The 22,048-nt window shown below is 65.1% G+C and carries 20 protein-coding genes and 2 pseudogenes; 12 read left to right on the plus strand and 10 right to left on the minus strand.

Going from position 1 to position 22,048, the window contains the following annotated elements:
- Positions 1-7: 7 nt before the first annotated feature.
- Both H7J06_RS13515 and H7J06_RS13520 read right to left on the minus strand, forming a co-directional pair.
- A complete protein-coding gene (locus H7J06_RS13515; protein WP_264039406.1) occupies positions 8-2,401 on the minus strand; it encodes an SDR family NAD(P)-dependent oxidoreductase in 2,394 nt (797 codons plus the stop codon).
- A gap of 64 nt (positions 2,402-2,465) precedes the next feature.
- Positions 2,466-2,888: a tautomerase family protein gene (locus H7J06_RS13520; RefSeq protein ID WP_264039407.1), complete on the minus strand. Its 423-nt coding sequence runs from the start codon at positions 2,886-2,888 to the stop codon at positions 2,466-2,468.
- Between the two features lie 281 nt (positions 2,889-3,169).
- On the opposite strand from H7J06_RS13520, the gene H7J06_RS13525 reads away from it, so the two are divergent.
- The 3 genes and pseudogenes from H7J06_RS13525 (at position 3,170) to H7J06_RS13535 (ending at position 5,635) form a co-directional block, all read left to right on the plus strand.
- Positions 3,170-4,042, plus strand: a complete 873-nt coding sequence (locus tag H7J06_RS13525) for a LysR family transcriptional regulator (protein WP_264039408.1) — start codon at positions 3,170-3,172, stop codon at positions 4,040-4,042.
- Between the two features lie 242 nt (positions 4,043-4,284).
- Positions 4,285-4,834 (plus strand): annotated as a pseudogene (locus H7J06_RS13530) (YaeQ family protein).
- Positions 4,835-4,990: 156 nt separating this feature from the next.
- Positions 4,991-5,635, plus strand: a complete 645-nt coding sequence (locus tag H7J06_RS13535; protein ID WP_264039409.1) for a CYTH domain-containing protein — start codon at positions 4,991-4,993, stop codon at positions 5,633-5,635.
- 230 nt (positions 5,636-5,865) lie between these two features.
- Here H7J06_RS13535 and H7J06_RS13540 read toward each other — a convergent pair whose 3' ends face one another.
- The 4 genes from H7J06_RS13540 to H7J06_RS13555 form a co-directional block, all read right to left on the minus strand.
- Positions 5,866-6,456 (minus strand): TetR/AcrR family transcriptional regulator, encoded by a 591-nt coding sequence (locus H7J06_RS13540; RefSeq protein WP_264039410.1) that lies wholly within the window; start codon positions 6,454-6,456, stop codon positions 5,866-5,868.
- 110 nt (positions 6,457-6,566) lie between these two features.
- Positions 6,567-7,418, minus strand: a complete 852-nt coding sequence (locus H7J06_RS13545; RefSeq protein WP_264039411.1) for a mycofactocin-coupled SDR family oxidoreductase — start codon at positions 7,416-7,418, stop codon at positions 6,567-6,569.
- 45 nt (positions 7,419-7,463) lie between these two features.
- Complete coding sequence (locus tag H7J06_RS13550; protein WP_264039412.1) at positions 7,464-8,234, minus strand: SDR family NAD(P)-dependent oxidoreductase; 771 nt, start codon at positions 8,232-8,234, stop codon at positions 7,464-7,466.
- The gene (locus H7J06_RS13555; protein ID WP_264039413.1) at positions 8,231-9,310 is read right to left on the minus strand and encodes an LLM class flavin-dependent oxidoreductase; all 1,080 of its coding nucleotides are present in this window, start codon (positions 9,308-9,310) and stop codon (positions 8,231-8,233) included. Before H7J06_RS13555 ends, H7J06_RS13550 begins: the two co-directional genes overlap by 4 nt.
- Before the next feature lie 419 nt (positions 9,311-9,729).
- On the opposite strand from H7J06_RS13555, the gene H7J06_RS13560 reads away from it, so the two are divergent.
- The 4 genes from H7J06_RS13560 (at position 9,730) to H7J06_RS13575 (ending at position 13,639) form a co-directional block, all read left to right on the plus strand.
- Entirely contained in the window at positions 9,730-11,214 is a 1,485-nt protein-coding gene (locus H7J06_RS13560; protein WP_264039414.1) for an APC family permease, read from the plus strand.
- 4 nt (positions 11,215-11,218) lie between these two features.
- Positions 11,219-11,719, plus strand: coding sequence for a flavin reductase family protein (locus H7J06_RS13565; RefSeq protein ID WP_264039416.1), 501 nt, complete (start codon positions 11,219-11,221; stop codon positions 11,717-11,719).
- Entirely contained in the window at positions 11,716-12,381 is a 666-nt protein-coding gene (locus H7J06_RS13570) for a 3,4-dihydroxy-2-butanone-4-phosphate synthase (protein ID WP_264039417.1), read from the plus strand. Before H7J06_RS13565 ends, H7J06_RS13570 begins: the two co-directional genes overlap by 4 nt.
- A gap of 784 nt (positions 12,382-13,165) precedes the next feature.
- Positions 13,166-13,639: a pyridoxamine 5'-phosphate oxidase family protein gene (locus H7J06_RS13575; protein ID WP_264039418.1), complete on the plus strand. Its 474-nt coding sequence runs from the start codon at positions 13,166-13,168 to the stop codon at positions 13,637-13,639.
- 364 nt (positions 13,640-14,003) lie between these two features.
- On the opposite strand, the gene H7J06_RS13580 is transcribed toward H7J06_RS13575, so the two are convergent.
- Positions 14,004-15,170 carry a beta-ketoacyl synthase N-terminal-like domain-containing protein gene (locus H7J06_RS13580; protein ID WP_264039419.1) on the minus strand — a complete coding sequence of 389 codons (1,167 nt, stop codon included), beginning with the start codon at positions 15,168-15,170 and terminating at the stop codon, positions 14,004-14,006.
- Positions 15,171-15,353: 183 nt separating this feature from the next.
- Here H7J06_RS13580 and H7J06_RS13585 point away from each other — a divergent pair, with 183 nt between their 5' ends.
- Positions 15,354-16,715: a diguanylate cyclase gene (locus H7J06_RS13585; protein WP_264039420.1), complete on the plus strand. Its 1,362-nt coding sequence runs from the start codon at positions 15,354-15,356 to the stop codon at positions 16,713-16,715.
- Between the two features lie 109 nt (positions 16,716-16,824).
- Here the strand turns inward: H7J06_RS13585 and H7J06_RS13590 are convergent, their stop codons facing one another.
- Entirely contained in the window at positions 16,825-18,444 is a 1,620-nt protein-coding gene (locus tag H7J06_RS13590; protein ID WP_264039421.1) for an ABC-F family ATP-binding cassette domain-containing protein, read from the minus strand.
- Between the two features lie 337 nt (positions 18,445-18,781).
- Here H7J06_RS13590 and H7J06_RS13595 point away from each other — a divergent pair.
- Positions 18,782-19,009, plus strand: a pseudogene (locus tag H7J06_RS13595) (prolyl aminopeptidase); the annotation flags it as partial.
- 52 nt (positions 19,010-19,061) lie between these two features.
- Here the strand turns inward: H7J06_RS13595 and H7J06_RS13600 are convergent.
- Both H7J06_RS13600 and H7J06_RS13605 read right to left on the minus strand, forming a co-directional pair.
- Positions 19,062-19,271 carry an arginase family protein gene (locus H7J06_RS13600; protein WP_264039422.1) on the minus strand — a complete coding sequence of 70 codons (210 nt, stop codon included), beginning with the start codon at positions 19,269-19,271 and terminating at the stop codon, positions 19,062-19,064.
- Between the two features lie 149 nt (positions 19,272-19,420).
- Complete coding sequence (locus H7J06_RS13605; protein WP_264039423.1) at positions 19,421-19,879, minus strand: MarR family winged helix-turn-helix transcriptional regulator; 459 nt, start codon at positions 19,877-19,879, stop codon at positions 19,421-19,423.
- A 61-nt stretch (positions 19,880-19,940) separates the two neighbouring features.
- Between H7J06_RS13605 and H7J06_RS13610 the strand changes: the two genes are divergently transcribed.
- From H7J06_RS13610 to H7J06_RS13615, 3 genes are all read left to right on the plus strand, one after another.
- A complete protein-coding gene (locus H7J06_RS13610; protein WP_264039424.1) occupies positions 19,941-20,312 on the plus strand; it encodes a VOC family protein in 372 nt (123 codons plus the stop codon).
- Positions 20,313-20,400: 88 nt separating this feature from the next.
- Positions 20,401-20,991 carry an SDR family oxidoreductase gene (locus tag H7J06_RS32630; protein WP_372515301.1) on the plus strand — a complete coding sequence of 197 codons (591 nt, stop codon included), beginning with the start codon at positions 20,401-20,403 and terminating at the stop codon, positions 20,989-20,991.
- 46 nt (positions 20,992-21,037) lie between these two features.
- Entirely contained in the window at positions 21,038-21,184 is a 147-nt protein-coding gene (locus H7J06_RS13615) for a hypothetical protein (protein WP_264039426.1), read from the plus strand.
- Positions 21,185-22,048: the final 864 nt, after the last annotated feature.

The raw sequence follows: 22,048 nt of genomic DNA on the forward strand, positions 1-22,048 counted from the left end.
GGTCCCGTCAGCCCAAGTCTGGGTGGAGGTCGCGCACCGGGCTCACACCCTCGAGCAGGGCGCCCAGGTGCAGGATGGTCGACTCCGCTTGCCAGCTGGACACCAACTGGACGTTGATCGGCATCCCGTCCGAGCTGGTGCCGAACCTGATGGTCAGACCCGGAAGCCCCGTGATGTTCAAGGGGACGGTGGAACCCTGTAGGTACGTGGCGTCCACTGTCTGCCCGTTGATGACGAACTCCTCGACGCCATGCCGTTGCGCCGGGAGAGGCTGAACGGGGGTGATCAGGGCGTCGTACCGTTGGAAGTAGTCGGCGAAACCGTCCCGCAGCCGCTCCGCGGCCTGTTCGGCTTCGATGAAGTCCGTCATGGACGTATCCGGAAGCCCGAACATGAACCTGGCCGCCTTGTAGACCTCGCTGTCCGGACGACCCGCGACCGCCTCTTCGAAGGCCGGCTTCATCTCCATCACGTGAAGCTTGTTGTAGACGTCGAGCGCGAAGTCGCGCTCCAGCGCGGCAATGCGAACCGGCTCCACGGTGCAACCTGCGCCCCCGAGCGCGTCGGCTGCTGCCTGCACGATCGCTGCCACCTCGGGGTCGATCGGGCCGAAGCCTGGCTCGACGAGCCACCCCACCCGCAGCGGGCGGTCGGGTGAGGAGCCGACGCCGGCGTCGAAATCGACGGTGCTGGAGGCGAATCCGTCCGCCCCGTCCGGTCCGGCCATAAGCGAGTACGCCAGCGCGACGTCGCGCACGCTGCGGGCCATCGGCCCCACGTGCCAGTTGCGCCGTGGCACCCGTGGCCACACCCCCGTCATGGGAATCCGACCGTGGGTCGGCTTCATCGAAGTGATGCCGGTCTGCGCTGCCGGTCCCCGCACCGAGATGGCCAGGTCGGTCCCGAGTCCGAGCGGCGACAGACCCGCCGCGATCGCCGCCGATTCCCCGCCGCTCGACCCTCCTGACGTGCGCTCGAGATTCCAGGGGTTGCTGGTCCGCCCGGTCAGCAGGTTGTCGCTTTCGACCATGTAGGAGAACTCCGGCAGGTTCGTCTTCGCCAGCACGATTGCCCCGGCCGCCTTCATGCGTGCGACGCTGGTGGCATCGCGTTCAGGGATGCGGCCCCTGAAGATTGGCGACCCGCGTTGGGTCAAGAGCCCGGCGGTGTCGATGGAATCCTTGACGGTGAACGGAACTCCGTGCAGAGAACCGAGCTCCTCACCTGACATGACGGCCGCCTCCGCGGTCCGTGCTGCGGCGATCGCGTCCTCGGCGATGGTCACGATCGCGTTGAGCTTCGGGTTGACCGCCTCGATGCGGTCAAGGTGGGCCTGCACGACCTCGACCGGTGAAACCTCGCGGCTCCGAATCAGTTCCGCGAGCCTGGTTGCGTCGGAGTAGACGATCTCGGCGCTCATTGAGTCCCTTCGGGTTTGGCCGCTCAAGGCGCGGGGATCGGGTCTTGGTCGTCGCGTAGTTGCTCTGGGGTCATGTCGAACGATTTCTGGATGCCGTCGTTGCGGGTGCCGAGACCGTCGGTGGTCTTCTTGCTCCAGGGCGCCTCGACGAGGCTCTTGGTCTCCTCGAGCATCGACTTCGGCTCCAGGTTCCGGTAGCTGTCGATCTCCCCGGCGGCGAGGGCGCAGCGTCGCGTACACGGGTTCGGGGTTGAACTGCGCCCGGGGAAAGGCCAGCTTCGAGTAGTCGAACAACCGCTGCTGCGGGTCGTCCTCCCAGCTCTGCCATGTCTGGAAGATGCGGTCGTTGAAACCGGTGAGGAACGGACCTGGGTTCATGGTCGCGACTTCCACGCCGAACTCCTGCAACTCGTCCTTCATGCTCTCGGCGATGGCCTCCACGGCGTGCTTGGAGGCGGAGTAAAGGCCGGTAAAGGGGTTGACGTTGAGCCCCTCGCGGGAGGACACCCAGATGATGCGTCCGGATCCACGTTTGGCCATCTGCTTGGCGATGCCCTGGGTCAGCAGCAGCGGTCCCCAGATGATGCGTCCGGATCCACGTTTGGCCATCTGCTTGGCGATGCCCTGGGTCAGCAGCAGCGGTCCGGTGACGTTGACCTCGAACTGGTGACGGATGTTGTCTGCGGGAATGTCGACGGTGGAACCGCCTTCACCGACGCCGGCGTTGTTGACGAGAACCTCGATGCCCCAGTCGAGGGCCTTGCGGCGGTCGCCGTCATTGGTGACGTCGAGCTTCTCGACCTGCAGGGTTACCCCACGTACGTCGGCTTGTCGCTTCAGGGTCTGCACCTGGCCGTAGATCTCGACGGCGGCCACCACGTCGAAGCCCTTCTCGGCCAGGCGCATCGCGACTTCGTATCCGAAGCCGGTTCCGGCTCCGGTGATGAGCACCTTCTTCAACGTCGTTGCTGGGGTTGTCACGGTCGTGTCCTTTCGGGAGGAAGGGTGGCGGATTCCCGCAGCACGGGTAACGAGATTTGGCTCTTCAGCCTGGAATGGAATCGGGATCGAGCCGATCAGTCGGCACTCCGTTGACGTAGGTGGCGCGCCCCATGCCCATGGAGAAGTCAGGCGAGTCGACGGTTATGAGGTTGAAGAACACGTCCTCGGGTCGGACGTGCAGTTTGGCTTGCAAGTCGTCGACGACGGCCCGGTAGAACGCGGCCTTCTGGTCTGCGCTGGCGACGTCGAGGAAGATCAGCTGAATGAAGATGCAATTCTCGGACCGGTAATAGCTGAGGTAATCCGCGTCGAACAGGAAGTTCTCCGGCTTGTGTTCAGTGATGGTCTGGAAGCGGTCCTCCGGCACGCCGAGGCATTCGATCATCTGCTCGTAGACCACGTCGGCAATGGTTCGTCGGTACTGTGCTGACTTTCCTTCGAGCAGGTCAATGCGAGCAAGCGGCATGAGCGTCCCTTCAACTTTGGCAGCGCGTGCCCGTACGTCACGTCACCAACATCTGCCCTGATGGCAGACGACGCGAAGCGCGGGCGGCAGAACATTGGTATGAACCCAGGTGACGTTGACGCAGCGTCGGGCGAGGTCGGAGAGGGCTCAGTTATGAAGTTAGGTTCACCGACGGCGGATTCTCAAGGCCCAGATGCGCACACCGAGCCTGCAAATGTGCACCTGCCAGCGAGCCATGGAGAGAGGCGTTGAGCGACCCGCGGTCCGTACGAGCCGACGACTTGCGCTATCTCGCGGCGGTCGCCGAAACGGGTCGGCTGACCTCTGCAGCCAAGGGCTTGGGCGTCGATCGCTCGACGGTGTCGCGCCGCCTACAAGCGCTCGAACAAACCCTGGGTGCCCGCTTACTGGCCCGCGTCGACGAAGGGTGGGTTCTCACCGAGCCGGGTCGTGCGGTCGTCGAGCACGCGAGAACGATCGAGCGCGCCGTCGGGCTGGCCGCCCAGGCCGCCGGTCCGTCCGAGCCGCCAGGGCTGACGGCCACGGTTCGGATCACGGCCGCAGACGGCTTTGGCACCTTCTTCGTGACCCCCGCGATGGCGCGCGTGCGCCGGCAACACCCCCGACTTCGCATCGAGCTGGCGACCGGCGCACGGGAGCTGACCTTGCGGGACACCACCTTCGACATCGCAGTGACTCCCGGACCTCCGCCGCCCGCAACGAGGCTTCATACCGAACTGCTGTGTGAATATGACAACGGGTTCTATGCGAGTGAGAATTATCTGCGAGAGCACGGCAACCCGGACTCGACGAGCGAGCTGGCCAAGCACCCCATCATCTGGTTCGTAGAGGAATTGGAGAAGGTGCACGAAATCGATTTGTCGAGCCTCGTGCCCAATGTGTCGTTGGGGTTCAGTTCGACGAATATCTTCGCCCAGCTCGAGGCCACGCGCCGAGGTATCGGGATAGGATTCCTGAGCAAATTCGTTGCACACACGGCGCCTGAATTGAGGCCCGTCGCCGCCTACTTACCGCCTACTCGAGTAGCGGTCACTCTGGCGGCTCGCCGCGACGCGCTCAAGCGGCCGGAAGTCCAGGTCGTGCGAGAAGCGCTCCACCGAGAGGTCAGCGTAAGAGGCAATGAGCTGATCTGAAGCGCTACCATCCATCGAAACAATATCCCTGGCAGCGCCTTTCGCGACTCGGTGCTGGTCTCGCGGATAACCAGAGCCTGCACGCAAGCTCCGGACGCCTCCCCGCCGTCGATCACCAGGCGGACGCGGCAGTCTCGACCTCGACGTCGGCGGCGTGGGCCAGGGCGCGCCCCACGACGACGGCGTGACCGCCCCAAGCGTCCCGACTACTCGGGGAACACCACCAGGGTGGACACTATGACGTGGCCCTTTCTGCAACGGTGTTCAAAGTCGAACTTGGCGTCTCCGATGTCGACCACGGTTACTACGCCGATCACACGCTGACCGTGGCCCGTCATCCCAGTGAGACCGATGAGCGGATGGTGGTGCGGTTGTTGGCGTTTGGGCTGCGCGCACACCGGCTCGGCGACATCGACGGTGAGTTGACGTTCGGGGCGGGCCTGTCCACTCCCGGCGTCCCGGACCTGCGACTCGCGGACTACACGGGCCGGATCCTGGAGTGGATCAACGTCGGCCAGCCCGATGAACGCGCCCTGGGCAAGGCAGCCCGGCAGGCCGAGCAGGTGCTGTTGTTCCCGTTCGCCGCCGGCGTCGCCACTTGGTGGCGGACCGTGGGACCCAAGGTGGCGGGGCTGCCGAACCTGTCGGTGGTGCACACCGCACGCACCGGTGCAGCAACTGGCCCAGACCGTTGACCGACGGGTCTCGGCGCAGGTGATGGTGATGGAAGGTCAGGTGACGATGACCGTAGGCGGCGTCGACGTCACCTTCACGCCCGAACCGTTGGAGTGAACGTGGTCCGCAGACGCTGGGTGCGCGGCCCCGTGTGAGGCGTCGCGCCCACGACGTTCCCGCCAGGGCCTGGGTTCGGCACCGCGGTCCGCGCGATCAGGGCGGACACCGCTCCGCATGCAAGCCAATGAGGCATCCGCGGGCTAACGTCGGGATGTGTCTGAGTCCAACTCCGGTGATTTCGAATTCGAGCGGAAGTTCTACGTCCGCGAGATGCCCGCCGTCACCGCTTTCGATCCGCGGCCCTCGCTGATCTTGCAGGCCTACCTGTTCGCCGCAGACGGCTATGCGGTTCGCGTTCGCTTGCAGGGCCCCGCGCCCACCGAACTGAACACTTCACTCCCGGATCTCGTCGAGGCACTGGGCCGCGTCGACGCCGACGCGATGGGAACCATGACCGCCAAGGGGCCGGCCGTCGGCGGCACCCGCTACGAAGCCGAGCGCGAACTCGACCCGACGGTCGCCGGGCAGATCGTCTCCCGCGCCGAGCATGTCGTCATCAAGGTCCGCTACTCGGCGTGGCTGGGCGAGGACGGCTGGATCGTCGACCGGTTCCTGGGCCGCAACGCGCCCCTGCTACTGGCCGAGGTCGAGCGCAACGCCCCGGTGGTCGATCTCACGATCCCCGAGTTCTGTGCCACCGAGGTCTCCGAGGACGACCGGTTCCGCAACGAATATCTGGCCCATCGGCCATTCGGCGAGTGGGCCGATGGCTACCGCGACGAGCTGCAGAAGATCGGGCCTCGGTTCGTCGAAACCCTCGGCCACAACGACGTGGAAGGCTCCGAGAGGCAACCGTGATGCTCACCGACCGCTGTATCCGCAGCGGTTGTTCCCGACAGACGTCGTGGGCGCCGCCGGTACGTTGGGGGTCTGCTGCACGATCAGGTGAGAGTTCTGACCTCGCGAGATGTCATACACCCGACCCTTGGGAAGACAGTCGGGCCGTGGCTTGACTCGGAGGACACCCGCGCGCTGGAGTCGCACGTGTCGGCGCGCAAAATCATGATTGCGTGTCGCGGCCGCTTCGGCTACACCTTGGTTGAGCGGCGGACGGCGGCTGCTGATCGCCTTGCCGTCTTGGCTGATGACGTCCGCGCCGCCGCCCGTGGCTGGACTGGCGCTTCTGGATACTTGCGCTCGGTATCCAACGCGAGCGCCGCACCGATCAGGTCCCGGAGATCCCCATCGCTGAGCTGCGTTCCGTTGAGCACTCGCTGGATGGTCGTCCCATCCCAAATCGTCTCGAGCATGTACGCCGTGCGCTTCGACACGTAAGCCTCGATCGCGGAGCGCGCGCGGTGCGACCAGTGCTGCGCCAGAGTGCGATACGCATCCTCGCGGGCGGCCTCCGCGAGCAACTCCCAGTCGAGGATCGCATTGCCGACGTCGGTCGTGAGGATCGTCGTCACCCGAAGCATCGCGTCGATCAACTCCTCGTCGCAGGTCACCGCTGCGAAGTACTCCTCGTACTTCACGGAGACGGTATCGACGTAGTGCGCGAATGCATCCAGAATCAGAGCGTCGAGTGTCTCGTAGTGGTAGGTGCTGCTCCCCAACGCCACCCCCGCACGGCTGCACACCTTGCGGTGCGTCACGCTCTTCACACCGGATTCGCGCACGATCTCGAGGACCGCTTCGACGAGTGCCGCCGCCGTCGCCTCCGAGCGACTACCCGACCTCTTCACCGGCGAAACGATACCTCAGCCAGGTGCGGCGATTGGTCTTTGAGTCAGAGCTGAGGCGCCTTGAACGGCGCGGTCGCGCCGGCATCGACGACGTGAGTCGTGCCGGTGACGTAGCGACCCGCCTCCGACGCGAGGTAGATGATCGCGTTGCTGATGTCCACGGGTTCGACGAAGGGCACGGGAAGCCCGTTCATTCCTTGCAGCGCAGATAGCGAATCCTTCTGGGTGGCACCCTCTTTGCCCCCGGAGAAGAGATGATTGTAGGCCTCGTTGTCGATCATCGGCGTGTTGACGTTCGTCGGGTTGACGCTGTTGACCCGAATGGAGTGCGGGGCCAGTTCTGCTGCCAGCGTCCGCATCAGGCCATTCACCCCGTGCTTGGACGCCGAGTAGTGTCCGACGTTCAGTTCGGCGACGATTCCGGAGATGGAGCTGATGAGGATGATCGATCCGCCGCGCTGCTGCCGGATTAGCTGCGGCACCGTGGCCTTGATCGTCCGCCACACACCCGTGAGGTTGACGTCGAGTTGGTCGCGGAACTGCTCGTCCGACAGCTCCCACATCGGCGCGATCCCGTTGACTGTTCCCGCGTTTGCCACCACGATGTCGATGCCGCCGAACTCGCGGACTGCCTCACGCACCGCTGCATCGAGGTCCGCCGAGCTTCGCACGTCCGCCTCGAGCGTCAACACCCTTCCGCCCTGTGCCCGAACCTCTTCCGCAGTCCGGTCGAGGTCGTCGCGGGTACCCATGGCGTACGGCACGGTGTCGATCTGCCTGCAGATGTCGATGCCGATGATCGAGGCCCCGGCTTCCGCGAGTCGCAACGCGTGTGAGCGTCCCTGACCGCGAGCTGCGCCGGTGATCAGGGCGACTTTACCCTTCAGGTCAAACATCGCGCTCCCCTTGTCGGGTCGTCTCGCATTCGCGACGAACGGAATTCATCGGCCCGCCAGCAGTCCGCCGTCGATCACGACCTCGGCACCGGACATGTAGGAGGCTCGATCGGACGCCAGGAACACGACGATCTCGGACACCTCTTCCGGCCGGGCGAACCTCCGCAGTGGAATCTGTGCGATGACCGCCTCCGCCGACCCCGCGGGCAGTCCGGCGAGTTCCTCCTCGAGCATCGGCGTGTCGATGTAGCCGGGATGAATGCTGTTGCAGCGAATACCTTCAGGGCCATACGTGAAGGCAAGCGTCTTGGTCATCAGCGTCACCGCGCCCTTGGAGGCCGTGTAGGCCACGTAACCCGTTCCGCCGACCAAGCCGAATATCGAAGACACGTTCACGATCGACGGTGCTACCGCACGACGAAGTAGCGGCAGGGCGGCCCTCGCGCCGAGGAACACGCCGGTCTGGTTGACGTCGATGGTCCTGCGCCAGGATTCTTCGGTCGCATCGTCGAGGCCGGCGAGATCCAGCACCCCCGCATTGTTGACCAGGACGTCGAGCCTGCCCTCGGTCGCGGCCACGCCGTCCATCGCACAGGTCCAGCTGGCGGCGTCGGTCACGTCGAGATGGTGATAGGTGACGTTCAGCTGTTCACCGAGCAGTTCGGCGCAGTACTTCTCGCCGAGCTCGTCCGCGATGTCGCCGAAGTGGACTCGTGCGCCTTCCTCCGCCATCCTGCGGACATGCGCTGCACCCATGCCGCGTGCGCCGCCGGATACGAAGACGACCTTGCCGATCAGCAGTCGTGACTCGCTCATGCCGACAGGTGGGAGACGAGTTCGGTGACCTTGGTACCGATGAGTTCAAAGCTGCGCCGGTACACACTTGGGTCGCTTGCATAGTCGTGTCCGAACGAGATCAGCGTCCCGAAACCACCCACCTGGTCATACATCTCGGTGATCTTGTCGGCTACGGTCTGCGGTGAGCCCACGATGTGGAAGTTGTCGACCATCCACTCGGCGTTGAGGTCCTCCTTGGGGACGGTGCCGCCGGAGAGGAGATCGCCAATACCAAGTTGGATGAACGTCGGGATGTTGTAGTTGCCCCACAGATCACCCATGGCCCCATTGAGGTAGGCGTCGCGCGCCTCCTCGTCACTGTCGGCGACGAGCACGTCCCGGCAGACGCGCCACTGCGAGCGATCGGGGGTGAATCCGGCCCCTTCGGCTGCCTCGGAGTAGGCCTTCCAGTGCTCTATCAGGACGCTGTTGTGAACCTGCTGGCTCATCGGCAGGTAGCCGCGCTCCCCCGCCGTCGTCAGCGTCGGCGACGTGGCCTGCATACCGGTCATGATCACGGGGATGCGCTCCTGCCGCGGCTTCAGATGCGGTCCGTGGATGTCGTCGCTGTAGGCGGGCATGTCGACGGTCCAGAACTTTCCCTCGATGCGGAACGGCCCCGTCCTGGTCCAGATCGCCTCTACTATCTCCATCGCCTCGACCATCATCTGCGGGTTATTCCTACCGGTGTTGAAGAGCTGCGCGTCGCTCGGGAACGCGCCGGGGGCGAATCCGGCGATGTAGCGACCGCCGGTCATATGATCGAGCCACATGGTGCGGTGCGCCAGCGCGATCGGGTTGTGATAGGCCAAGAGGTGCGCCGCAGCGCCCAGACGAACGTTGCTGGTGAGCTGGGACGCGGCCGCGATCATTACCTCGGGAGCTGGGCTCGGTTCACCACCGAGTGTGTAGTGCTCCGCGAAATACACTTCTTCCCAACCGAACCCATCAGCCCACTGGGTGAGGGTGAGATCCCAGTCGATGACTTCCTTTGCCGAGCGTCGCCCGTGGGCATAGTCGCGCGAGTAGGGGATGTTGAAGAGGCCGAACTTCATTTCCGGGGGTCACCCTTTCATCAGTGGCATGCGCGCCGCGTCCATCTCCAACCGCAAGTCGGTTGAACGGCAATTGGTTTCGGTGAGTTGCCGCAGCGTTTGCGGGACGGTTTAATTTGGACGTTTGTAGAAATATGTGCGTTCGGCAACCGTAGGGCCACGACGTGGGCGTGTCAAGATGTAAAGCGGTTCGATACACCGATCCGACTCATGTTCTGCGAGAGACGGTTTGGCGCCAACTGTTGACACACTCGCCACCCAGCGTTATTTTGAGCCGGCTCGTAGTTCCTACAAATGTCCAAAGTCTCGTTCGGGACGTTCCCGACTCGACCATGAGCGCGTCATGGCCTGGCGATCACGATGGACGCAGATCCCCTCGCACCTGGCGGAAGGAAACACGTCGTATGTCAGAGTCAGTCATGCCACCCGAACGGGTGACGGTGCCGGCCGCAGAGAAAAGCGAGGACTTCAAACGCTCGATCGGGCTCGTCTCGAATTTCTCGCTCGGATTCACGTATCTGTCGCCGGGCGCGGGCGTGCTGTCCATCTTCGCCCTCGGCCTCGCGACAGCCGGCCCGCCGTCCATCTGGTGGTTTCCCATCGTCGCACTCGGGCAGCTACTCGTCGCGCTGGTCTTCGGAGAAGTGGTCTCCCAGTATCCGATTACCGGCGGCATCTACCCCTGGACGAGGCGCCTGTGGGGACGCAGGTACGCGTGGATGGCTGCATGGACCTATATAGCGGCGCTCATCGCGACGACGACAGCCGTCGTGCAGTTCGCAGTTCCCTTCTTGGCGAACCTGTTCCACGTCGTGCTCACGAGTATGACGGCTCTGATAATCGGCCTGGGTCTGCTCGCGGTGGCGTTCGTATTGAACAGCACGGGAACCAGGACTCTGGCCTTCGTGGTGCGCATCGGCTTCTATTGCGAACTCGTCGGCGTAGTGGCACTCGGTCTGTACCTTCTCCTCTTCGAGCGGCGAAACTCCTTTGGCGTCCTCTTCGACACGCTAGGTGTCGGGGCAGAGGGTTCGTATCTGGGGGCGTTCATGCTCGCTGCGCTCGTCGGTCTCTGGCAGTTCTATGGGTTCGAAGCTTGCGGTGACGTCGCCGAGGAGGTGAAGGATCCGGAGCGGAGGATTCCCGTCGCAATGATCCTCACCATCGTGATCGGACTCGTCGCGGCGTTTGTTGCCTACGCCGGCTTCGTCCTTGCTGCGCCCAACCTGCAGGAGATCGTGAACGGTGACATCGCAGATCCCATTCCGGCGATCGTCCGCGGCAGCACCGGCGAAGTCGGCATGAAATTTCTGCTCGTGGTCGCGGCGACCATCTTTCTTTCGGCGGCGCTTTCGCAACAGGCGGCCCTCAGCCGACTCCTCTACAGCTTCGCGCGAGACAACATGCTGCCGGGTAGCAAGTGGCTTTCGAAGCTGCACCAGGAAGTGGCAGGCAGCGGTGCAGTTCCGCGCAACGCAATGATCGCCGCGTGCTCGGCGCCCATGGTGATCACCGTCTGGCTGTACTTCAAACCAGACAGCGTTGTTCAGGTAACCGCCTTTGCCGTGCTCGGCATCTACGTCTGCTTCCAGATGGTCGTGCTCGCCGCGCTTCGTCAGCGGATCAAGGGCTGGCGCCCGGCGGGACCATGGACACTGGGACCGGCGGGATGGCTGGTCAACGTCCTGGCTCTTGTCTACGGAGTCTTCGCGATGGTCCTGCTCGCGTTGCCCGGCGATCCGAGCCTAGGTTTCATCGACAGGTGGATCGTCCTCATCGGCCTTGCCGTGGTGTTGGCGGTAGGCGGTCTGTACATGGTGTTCGCCCGGCCGTACGGCAACTCCGATGCACCGGAGAACGACGCAATCGAAACGGCCATGCGCATCAGGCAGCAGCGGAGCTGATGGCGTGACGACGAACTTCCGCGACGTGCTCGGGCACTTTCCCACAGGGGTGGCGATCGTCGCCGGTACCGGACCGGATGGACCGGTGGGGCTGACGATTCAGTCCTTCATGGCACTGTCGCTCGAGCCGGCGATGGTACTGGTTTCGATCGATCGGAGATCAACGAGTTGGCCTGCGATCCGGGCGTCGGGGAAGTTCGTAGTCAACATTCTGTCCAGTCGGCAGGAGGCGGTGGCGCGAACGTTTGCGAAGTCGGGCGGCCCCAAATTCGGTGATGTGCGGTGGTTTCCGGGCGCCCGCACGGGTGCGCCGGTAATCGGTGACTGCCAGGCGTGGGTGGAATGCGAGGTCGGCAAGATATACGCCGGTGGCGATCACGAGATCGTCACCGCGCACGTCCTGGCGCTCAGTTCGATCGACGACCCGCAATCGCATCCACTGGTCTACTTCCGCTCCAAGTTCCCCCGCCTCGATCGCGACCACTGGTCGGCGCTGAACGCATGATGGGCATGCTCGACGAAGTTCCTCGCGGACTTCGTGACGTGCCGTCCGTGTCGGATGCACTCACGTCGCTTCGAAACGGAACACCCGTTGTGGTCGGCGCGCTGCCGTGGGCGTTCGTTATGATCAACGGACGATCGGCGCTCGCCGCCAACGCGGCTGCTCTAATCCGACACGGCTCAGGTCTCCTTCACGTGGCATTGGAGGCCCGTCGAATTCGCGCGCTTGGCATCCCGCCCATGCCGGTCGATTCCGGCTCGCGATGTCCGCACGCTCACGTGGCCGTGGACGCCAGCGCGGGCATCACGACAGGGATCTCCGCCGCGGATCGCGCCGAAACCATTCGGCGGCTTAGTAATTCAGCCAGCAGGCCGCAAGACTTCATTAGGCCGGGCCACGTCCTGCCTGTGGTCGCAGAGTTGATCCCGTCGTCGGAGCCAGCTAACGTCGCCCTGGTGTTGTCGGCGTTAGCCGGTTCCTCGCCGCCGGCCGCGGCGTACTGCGCGTTGGTCTCACCCGTTCGGCCGACCGAGCTTGCCGACGTGAGTGAGGCGCCCCGGCTCGCTGCCACTCTCGGGTATGCCTACCTCAGCGCGGAAGAGGTGATAGCGGCGTTTTATCGGTACATGCCGACGATTCAGGAAACCAGCCGCTGCCAACCGTGAAACGTGGACCAAGCCACTGGCATTCGAGACGGCCTGCTGGTCGCGGGTTGCTGCACGTGACGAACTTGCTGACCGCTGACCGCTGACCCCGCCGCGCCAAGACCGCCCTCATGGACATGACGCACCGACTCCCAGGCGGCGGATGAACTTGCGACGGCGAACTCCAAGATTCGACCAGGCCGCGTGACCGCGGCGGATACGGGTTCTGCCATAGGTAATCATGGCGCCGCGCAACGCCAGGAAACGGTGCGCGACACAGTGCTGATCTCGCCGATTGTCCGCCTCGGGCACTGAGCCGTCACAACATCGTGAGCGCGCTCATCAAACTCGAGCTGGCCCGACCGGTTGCCACCGCTCGGGCTTTCACGTGTCGGCAACCGAAGCAGGCGCGACTGGAAACCCGGCGACGACCGGTTGGACGCCCCGAACACCGAGAGGGTGACCTACGGCGCGGAAGACCTTCGGTCGATAGCTGTCGCCATCCGTCAATGCCAGCTCGCACCGCAGCTCAATTAGCCTCATTCGCAGTGACATTCACTTGCCGTCACCCTCGCCAAATCAAGGTCGGTGCCAGGAACTTTGCCGCCGCCGAACGTGATCACACGGGGGCGGCGTACACGAAGACCAGCGCTTGGGCGAGCATCCGCCTGGTTCGGAGGTGATCTCTCGTGCTGGTGGAGCACGTTGGCTCCGATGAGTTTAGAGGCGCTGCGGAGTCTGAAGATTCATGGAGACAATGAACCATGGTGAGGCCGATGGGCTGCCCGCGATCGAGTGGTCCCAAGTGACGACGCAGCTCGTCGAACTCTTGACGCACGACGACCCGCACTCGCCGAACCGCCCGACGTTCTGGCTGACGACTTTGAACGCCGACGGAAGCCCCCACGTGACGAGCGTGGGAGCGCTCTGGCACGCGGGCTCGTGCTGGTTCCAGACTGGCGAACGCACGCGCAAGGCAAGAAACATCGCACGCGACCCACGCTGCGCGATCAGCGCCGCCACCCGTGGATTCGACGTCACGGTGTCAGGCGAAGCCCGGCGCGCGACCGATCCGATGATCGTGGCGGAGATCGCCGCACTCTGGGCCACGAGTGGATGGCCCGCGCAGCCTGACGACTCGGGAACCGGCATCACCGCACCGTTCAATGCCCCTGCTCTTGGGCCGTCGCCGTGGTTCGTCTACGAAGTCACACCGCGCACCGCGACTGCAGTCGGTACCGCCGAACAGACGCCAGGTTCAATGCGTTGGCGGTTCTGATCCCCGCATTCCCGAGGCGTGTACCGCCGTTGACACGGGCACGGCAATCGGCAATCGCCAATCGGCGATTCACCGAACCGGTGTCATCACCCCCAAGAGGAAGGTCGATGCAGATGTCGGCATCACTGGAAGGCAAGGTCGCGCTGATCACCGGCGGTAGCAGCGGCATCGGCCTCGCTACCGCTCAAACGCTTCCCTAGGGACCAATCGCGTGCGCTCCCCCACCAGCACCCCGGATCAACTCAAATCGCTTGTTGCGTAACAGATTTCGAGACCGTAGCTTGGTCTCCTTCCGTCCAGTCGACCGAGTGACGACGTTGGTGTCCGAAAACCTTCGCTTCCGAGACGATGGCGGGCCGTGAGGTCAGCGGTGATGCGGTGGTGCCAGGACGACGGCGGAGTTGTGGCCACCCATTCCGAGGGAGGTCTTGAGGGTGACGCCGTCGGTGAGTGACGTGGCGCCGTCGAGGAGTCGCCGGTGTCCGGGAGCGACTGTGGGCGGTGCGGGGATGACGCCGTGGTGATAACCCAGGGCCGTGGCGGCTACCTCGACCGCAGCGGCGGCTCCTTGGCAGTGCCCGGCCAGCGGTTTGATGGAGTAGATCGAGGGTCGGCCGGCGAACAGCTTCTCCAGAATCCTGATTTCGGCGGTGTCGCATTGTTGGGTGCCGGGGCCATGGGCGTTCATGTAGCGGATCTGCTCGGCGTCCACACCGGAGCGACGCAGCGCCTCCTGCACGCAGTCGACGACGTGAGTCAGGGAAGGGTCGACCGAGGTCAGGTGGTGGGCATCGTGGGTCATCGCTCCGCCCAGCACCGTGACGTAGGGGTTGGTCGTTCGCTGGGTGAGCACGAATCCGACCGCGGCTTCACCGACGGCGAATCCTCGGCTGCCCTGCTGGAAGGGCCGGCACGCGTCCAACGGTTCGGTGTCGACTACGCCAACCCCGAGTCGGACGAAGTGGTCGACGTTCTCCGGAGTCAAGGACAGGTCGGTCGCGAGGAATATGACGTCGTCGACGATGTCGGCGTCCAGCCACATCTTCGCGGTGAGCAGCCCGGCGTTGCCCGAGGCGCACATGGCCGAGACGTTCATGGCGGGGCCGTGGAATCCGTATTCCTGCATCAGCATCGACACCGGGGTCGACGGCATCAGGGCCAGGTAGTCACGGACCCGACGACGACCGCCGTCGGTGAGGTAGAAATGGCGCCACTCCTCCGCCTCGGGCAGCACCACGGCGTGCAGCAGGCCCACTCGACGTCCCGGGGTCCACCCGCGTGCGCGGGCGTCGGTGATGGCTTCGCGGGCGGCGGCGCGCATCGCCCGGGCGGATCGGCTGGCGCCGTCGGCGGGATCACCGCCGGGCGGGACCTGAGCTAGCCAGACGGTTTCGTCGCGGTTGTGGCCGTACCCGGACACCAGGGTGGCGGCGGGTTTGCCGCTGAGCAACCCGGCCCACAGGTGCCGGGTGCCCCAGCCGTAGCCGGTCACGGCGCCGATGCCGGTGACGGTCATTTGTCCTGTTGCCATGTCGTGCCCCTCATCATGGTGAATTGCCTGCGCGTCGGGGTGGTTCCCGCCTTCAATTAACGTCGAAGCCGCGGCTGGTGACCACCCCAAAACCGCAGGTCACACGCGCTCGACCGTGTGATTGCGATTCGGTTCACGCTGTGGTGGGCTAGGCAGCAAAGAGGAGAACCAGATGTGAACGCCGTGAGTCATCGCGCTGGCAACACCGGCGGCGACCTCGACGGGCGGGCGCCGGGGTTCGACTTCGTCGTCGAACAGCGCTACCGGCGCTTGGTCGATCACAGCCCGGATGCGATCGTCGTGCACGTCGGCGGCCGAGTGATGTACGTCAACCCGGCCGGTGTCCGCTGGATGGCTGCGGAGTCCAGCGACCAGTTGGTCGGCCATGTCATCACCGAGTTCGTCCATCCCGACTCGATCGAACCGATGCTGGCCCGCATCGGCGATCTTCGCCAGGACGGCGACGCCTCGCAGCCCTCGGAGGCTGTGATGCTGCGCTTCGACGGCACCCTCCTCGACGTGGAGGCAGTGTCAGTGCTGACCGAGTGGGGCGGTGAGCCCGCCTACCAGGTCGTCTTCCGAGATCTGACCGACCAGAAAGCCGCGCAAGCCGAGCTACGCCGCGCCGAGCAACACTTCGCGACGGTGGTGGCCTCCCTCGACCACGGGGTCGTCGTGCTGGAACGTGACGGCCGCGTCGCGTCCGTCAACCCTGCGGCCCGACGCATCGTCGGCGTCACGGCCGAGGTCGCGGCGAACCGCCGCCCCGCCCACCGGGGGCTGGACTTTCCCGTCTATCACGCCGACGGAAGGCCGGTTGCTGCTCAGGAGCACCCATTGGTCCAGGTCTTGCGCACCGGTGCCCCACTCAGCGGCTTCGTCTTCGGGGTGGACCGCGTCGACGACGGTCAACGGGTCTGGTTGTCGGGGAACTGTTGCCTGCTCGATCCCGGGGACCCGGCGCGTTCGGCGGTGCTCGTCTCGTTCGCCGACGTCACCGCGCAGCGACTGGCCACCGAACGTCTCACCCATCAGGCCACTCACGACTCGCTGACCGGGCTGCCCAATCGCGCCCACGCCCTCGCTCTGCTTACCGACGCGGTCCAGCGAGATGGCAGCGGCCCCGGGCTGGGCGCGGTGCTGTTCATCGACGTGGACAACCTCAAGCAGGTCAACGACAACCTCGGCCACGACGCCGGGGACGAGGTCCTGCGGATCACCGCGCAGTGCCTGCGACGCGCGGTCCGTTCCGGTGACCTCATCGCTCGATTCGGGGGCGACGAATTCATCGCCTTGCTCCGAGGTCCCATCAACCGACTCGAGCTCGCCGCGCTCGCCGACCGACTCCACGCGAGCCTGTCAGCGCAACCGGTCGCCATCAAGGGGGTGGGAATCACCATCGGAGCCAGCATCGGGATCGTCATCCTCGACGACGACGATCCACGCGACGCCGCGCACATTCTGCGCGACGCCGACACCGCCATGTATCAAGCCAAGACCATCGGCCGCGGCACGAGCCATTTCGTCACCACCACAGCGGAGTAGAGGCTATCCAGCACCACGACCACAACGGCTCTCATCCGGCAGGGCAAGGACCATCGGTGACCGAGCTGTCGGACTGGTTTCGAGCTGTGTACATGGGCCCCTTGCGGTTTCAGCGGGCGCGCTTGACGCGGGCCTCATCCCAGACGGGTTCGGTGGTCTCGCGGACACTGCCGTCAGCGCCGAAGACCAGGAAGCGATCGAAGGTGCGCGCAAACCATCGGTCGTGGGTGACCGCCAGCACCGTGCCCTGATACAGCTCGAGGCCTTCCTGCAAGGCCTCGGCGGACTCCAAGTCAAGGTTGTCGGTCGGCTCGTCCAGCAGCAACGCGGTCGCACCCTGTAGCTCCAGCAGCAGGATCTGGAAGCGCGCCTGCTGGCCGCCCGAGAGCTTGCCGAAGGGCTGGTCGCCCCGCTGCTCCAACTCGTAGCGCCGCAGCGCACCCATCGCCGCACCTCGGCCCTTGGCGTGCACCTCCCACAAGATGTCGACCAAGGTGCGCTTCTCCAGCTCCGGGTGGGCGTGTGTTTGGGCGAAGAAACCGGGGACGACCCGCGCGCCAAGCTTCCACGTGCCGGTGTGGGCGACGTCCTCGCCGGCCAGCAGCCGCAGGAAATGCGACTTCCCCGAGCCGTTGGAGCCGAGCACCGCGACCCGCTCACCGTAGAAGACCTCCAGGCTGAACGGCTGCATCAGCCCGGTCAATCCCAAGTCCTGGCAGGTGACGGCGCGCAGTCCGGTGCGACCGCCGCGCAGCCGCATCGTGATCTCCTGCTTGCGGGGTGGCTCCGGCGGCGGCCCGGCCTCCTCGAACATCCGCAGCCGGGTCTGGGCCGCCGCGTACCGGGACGCCATCGCATCGCTGCGCCCTGCGTACCCGCGCATGTCCAGGACGAGCTTCTTCAGCTGAGCGTGCTTTTCGTCCCAGCGCCGGCGCAGCTCGTCGAACCGCTCGAACCGTCGCTCCCGCGCCTCGTGGAAGGACCCGAATCCGCCGCCGTGCACCCACACGTCCGAACCGCTGGGCGTGGGCTCGACGCTGACGATCGCGTCGGCGGCCACCGACAGCAGCTCCCGGTCGTGCGAGACGAAGAGCACCGTCTTGGTGGTTCTCTTCAGCTCCTCCTCCAGCCAGCGCTTGCCCGGCACGTCGAGGTAGTTGTCCGGCTCGTCGAGTAGCAACACCTCGTCGGGGCCGCGAAGAAGCGCCTCCAGAACGAGGCGCTTCTGCTCGCCGCCGGACAGGGTTCCCACCTGCCGCCACTGACACTTGTCATAGGGCACGCCGAGGGCCGCCACCGTGCAGACGTCCCAAAGGTTCTCCGAGTCGTAGCCGCCGGCGTCACCCCAGTCGCTCAGCGCCCGTGCATACGCCATCTGCGCGGCCTCGTCGTCGCGTGTCATGATCGCCAACTCCGCGACGTCGACGGCCTTCGCCGCCGCCACGACGGACGGGCGAGCGACCGCGACGAGCAGGTCGCGGACCGTCCGGTCGTCACGCACCGAACCGATGAATTGGGGCATCACGCCAAGGCCACCGCTGGTGGTGATCGTGCCCTCGTCGGGCTGCAGCTCCCCGACCACCAGACGCATCAGCGTGGACTTTCCGGCCCCGTTCGGACCGACCAGGGCCATCGTCGCGCCCTGCTCGACCCGGAAACTCGCGTCCGCCAACAACAGCCGCCCATCAGGCAGGTAGTAGTCAACGTGCGCGACCTCCAGGTGACCCATCGTCCCATCGTTGCCTACGCACTGGTCCGACGACGAAGGAGACACCGCGTCGTCGGAGACGACTACCTGCGGGCCGGAGCGCGGGCCCATAGACTTGCCGATGATGTGGCAGCTGACCCGCGACGACCTCGACACGCTGGCCATCGGCGCGGCGCTGTTAGGCTCCGGCGGCGGGGGGGCAACCGTATTGGTTCAGCGCGTTGGCCGTGCACGCGTTCGGCGACCGCGCCTTATCTGGTTGACGAACTTGGTCCGTTGCAACGGATCTCGAGAATACGCCCAGTCAGCGTTGACCGGGCTTTCCCCGCTGCGCTCGGTGACGCCGTGGCGTAGCGGGCTGCGGGACGCGCACCGCCTGCCGGGAATTCCCGCAGTGTTGATCCACGGGCGACTGGACCTGTCCGGTCCGTTGCTCACCGCATGGGAACTCGCTCAAGCCTGGCCGAACGCCGACCTGCAGATCATCGAGGACACCGGCCACACCGGCCACACCGGCAGCCCCGCCATGGGCGCCGCGGTCATCGACGCCATCGCCAGGTTCCACCCGACGCGTTCTCACTTCTAGATATTCGAGGTCGATCGCTTCTCGTCTCAGCTGACGACCGTGTTCTGAGCGGTCAGTGCTGCATGGCCTTTGTGAGCATGTCGACGATGTAGTGGGCCAATTGATCGTCGGGTTGGGCTTGGGTGGGATTGAGGATGACGACGCTGGCACCAAGGACTTTGGGTGAGGCGAAGGCCATGGTCAAGACCTCGGTGAGTTGGGCGTAGTTCAGGCCGCGGGGGTCGGGGTAGTCGACGGCGGCGATGACATCACTGGAAAGCACGTCGAGGTCAGTTATGTATCTATGGCAAGCGGGCCCGACGGATGTCGGTAGGGAGGCTCCGTTCGATAGTTCTCGTACCTGACGCGAAGCCAGTCAATCCCACATGTCTCGCATCTAGGGAAACACCGTCATTCCCCTGGACATCGCAGCTAGGCGTCGTCACCAACGGCGCGCAGCGAACCGATGATGCTCTGCATAATCCGGAACGCCGCTGCACGTTCACTGTCGGACAAGCCTGCCTGCATTCTGACTTCGACCGACCGGACCGCCACGGTCGCCTTCTCCAGCTCCCGCCGTCCCCTCGGCGTGAGCCGGGTGGGAAGAACCTTCCCCACGGGTGCCTCCGTGGGCCTGGTGACGTAACCCTCGCGTTCCAGCGCTTGCAGAAGCACGTTCATCGACTGGCGTGTCACGAAGGCTCCCCGTGCCAGCTCGGAGTTCGACAAGCCCGGTCGTTGAGCCAGCAGTTCCAGGCAGGCGTAGCGCGTTACGTTCATCCCTAGCGGTCGCAGCACCTGTTCCATTCTTGCGCGCAAGGCGCTCGATGCCTCCTTCAGCGCGTATCCCAGTGACGTCTCCACGTTGACGCCCCCACCGTCTTGACTCATGTCAGCATTCTGACATATCTTTGGCGTGTCAGATAACTGACACGACGAAAGGATCCGCACCATGCCGGTCACCGGCCCCGACTTCATCTCATTGCAAGCGCACGACCTCGCCGCCTCCCAGGCGTTCTACGAGCAGTACCTCGGCCTCGTCCGCTCCCCGGCCGGACCACCGCACGCCGTCGTCTTCGAGACCTCGCCGATCACATTCGCCTTGCGCGACGTCGTCGCCGACGCGGACCTGGCAGCCGCCCCGCAGCCCGGCATCGGTGCCGCAATCTGGTTGCACGCCAACGACGTACAAGAAATCCACGACGCCCTCGTCGCCGACGGCCACGTGATCGTCTCACCGCCGGTCGACGGCCCCTTCGGCCGCACCTTCAGCTTCGCCGACCCCGACGGCTACCACATCACCCTCCACGACCGCACCGAATAGCCCGACCGACCGACGCCAAGGGGCAGCAGGTCGCCGATCGACGTGCGCCCCCGGCAACGCCCTTTCAACGATTCGGAGGACATAGCTCATGCCCACGCTCATCTTCGGCGCGACCGGAGCCCTCGGCGGCCGCGTCCTGGACGCCCTGGTCGCGCGCGGTGTCGCCGAACGCGACGTCACTGCCGCCGGACGCAACACCGAGACGCTCGCGAACTACGGCGGCCGCGGTTTCGGCACCGCCCACGTCGACGTGTCCGACCCATCACAGGTGTCCAGGGCGGTGAAAGGGCATGATGCCGTCGTGCTCATATCCGGCACTGAGCCCGACCGGGTCGCACAACACACCAGGGTGATCGAGGCCGCGCAGAAGGCGGGGGTCGCAGAGTTTTACTACACCAGTGGGGTCCGCGCTGATGATCCCCGTTCCCGCCCAGTCGGGGCAGACCACGCGGCGACCGAGGACATTCTCCGTGGCGCGGGGTGCGCCACACGATCCCGCGCAACGGGTGGTACATCGAGAACTACGTGCCGCATTTGCGCGGCGCCGAGCACACCGGCACCTTCCCCGCCGCGGTCGGTGACGCGGTCGTGGCACCGGGATCGCGTCGCGACTTCGCCGAGGCCCTCGCGGTCGTCATCACCACCGAGGGACACAAACGAAGACCTACAGTTTCACTAGCGATTTCGACTACTCCTACAACGACATCGCCGCTGCGATGGGCGAGGTGCTGGGCCGCCCTGTGCAGTACACCCCGGTCACGCCGGATGCACTCCACACAATCCTGACCGGCACCGGGGTGGACTCCCCGAACGCAGACTTCTTGGTGGCACTCGACCGGTCAATCGCCACCGGCGTGCTGTCCAAGGTCTGAGACGACCTGCGCCAGCTGACTGGTCGCCCCTCCACCAGCCTGGTCGACGCACTACGCGCCACGGACTAGTCGACGCACTACGCGCCACGGACTAAAGGGCGACGACGAACCGCCTCGCACTGGTCGTGGGCGACGAGCGTGCAAGCAGCCAGGCAGCACGCCTGCTCGATGCCCGCATGCCGTTGTCGTCGATGGGAAGGCAGTCGAGATCGCGTCGATGATCGACGAACACCCGCGATTCTCTGTTGCGAGACGGCATTGTCCGCCGCCGGCCGTACTCCGATGATGTAGCGGATGGACAAGGGCGCGGAGTTGATGTCTCAAGCGCTGCAACGGTTTATGGGGCAAGGGTCGGGATGCGCCACATCCCGACGGGTACCTCGTGGAACAACGGCTACATTGAACGACCAGATTCGGGAGGAGTGCCTCAACCGCGACCACCAGTCTCGTTTCGTGATTGTGATGCAGTTCCACGGCATCCCGCCCGCAAGGCACTAGACCGCCCCAAAGTATCTGTACTGCAGTAGTTCTTGGAGATGCCGTCCTATGCGCCGCCCCAGGGTCTGAAGCCATCAGTGGATGCGTCGCACGCGTTAACCCCGTTCGCGGTAGCCAGGCCCCCACAGCGTCCAAATACTGCCGCTCTTGACGCACTCAGGCACCGTGCCATCGATGCCCGCCCGGCGCGCGATCTCGATGAGCTGGGCATCGGTGGGAACGTCGCGCCTGTCTCGCTGAGCTGTTGGGCATATAGAGCGCCGTGGAAGCGGCGGAACGCCGGCTTGCCGGAAGTGGCGTCCGCGTCGGCCACGCAGTGAGAACCCCCTTCCAGCCGCACTGAGAACCACGGCCACACCGCTCCGG

Source organism: Mycolicibacterium hodleri (genome assembly GCF_025822245.1).
GTDB classification, from domain to species: Bacteria; Actinomycetota; Actinomycetes; order Mycobacteriales; family Mycobacteriaceae; genus Mycobacterium; species Mycobacterium hodleri.

Bases quoted from the DNA above. Each gene is read 5' to 3' on its own strand.
- H7J06_RS13550 (WP_264039412.1), bottom strand. From the start codon at position 8,234: ATGAGCGAGTCACGACTGCTGATCGGCAAGGTCGTCTTCGTATCCGGC.
- H7J06_RS13555 (WP_264039413.1), bottom strand. From the start codon at position 9,310: ATGAAGTTCGGCCTCTTCAACATCCCCTACTCGCGCGACTATGCCCAC.
- H7J06_RS13570 (WP_264039417.1), top strand. From the start codon at position 11,716: ATGATGGGCATGCTCGACGAAGTTCCTCGCGGACTTCGTGACGTGCCG.
- H7J06_RS32630 (WP_372515301.1), top strand. From the start codon at position 20,401: ATGCCCACGCTCATCTTCGGCGCGACCGGAGCCCTCGGCGGCCGCGTC.
- H7J06_RS13560 (WP_264039414.1), top strand. From the start codon at position 9,730: ATGCCACCCGAACGGGTGACGGTGCCGGCCGCAGAGAAAAGCGAGGAC.
- H7J06_RS13605 (WP_264039423.1), bottom strand. From the start codon at position 19,879: ATGAGTCAAGACGGTGGGGGCGTCAACGTGGAGACGTCACTGGGATAC.
- H7J06_RS13590 (WP_264039421.1), bottom strand. From the start codon at position 18,444: ATGGGTCACCTGGAGGTCGCGCACGTTGACTACTACCTGCCTGATGGG.
- H7J06_RS13610 (WP_264039424.1), top strand. From the start codon at position 19,941: ATGCCGGTCACCGGCCCCGACTTCATCTCATTGCAAGCGCACGACCTC.
- H7J06_RS13545 (WP_264039411.1), bottom strand. From the start codon at position 7,418: ATGTTTGACCTGAAGGGTAAAGTCGCCCTGATCACCGGCGCAGCTCGC.
- H7J06_RS13580 (WP_264039419.1), bottom strand. From the start codon at position 15,170: ATGGCAACAGGACAAATGACCGTCACCGGCATCGGCGCCGTGACCGGC.
- H7J06_RS13520 (WP_264039407.1), bottom strand. From the start codon at position 2,888: ATGCCGCTTGCTCGCATTGACCTGCTCGAAGGAAAGTCAGCACAGTAC.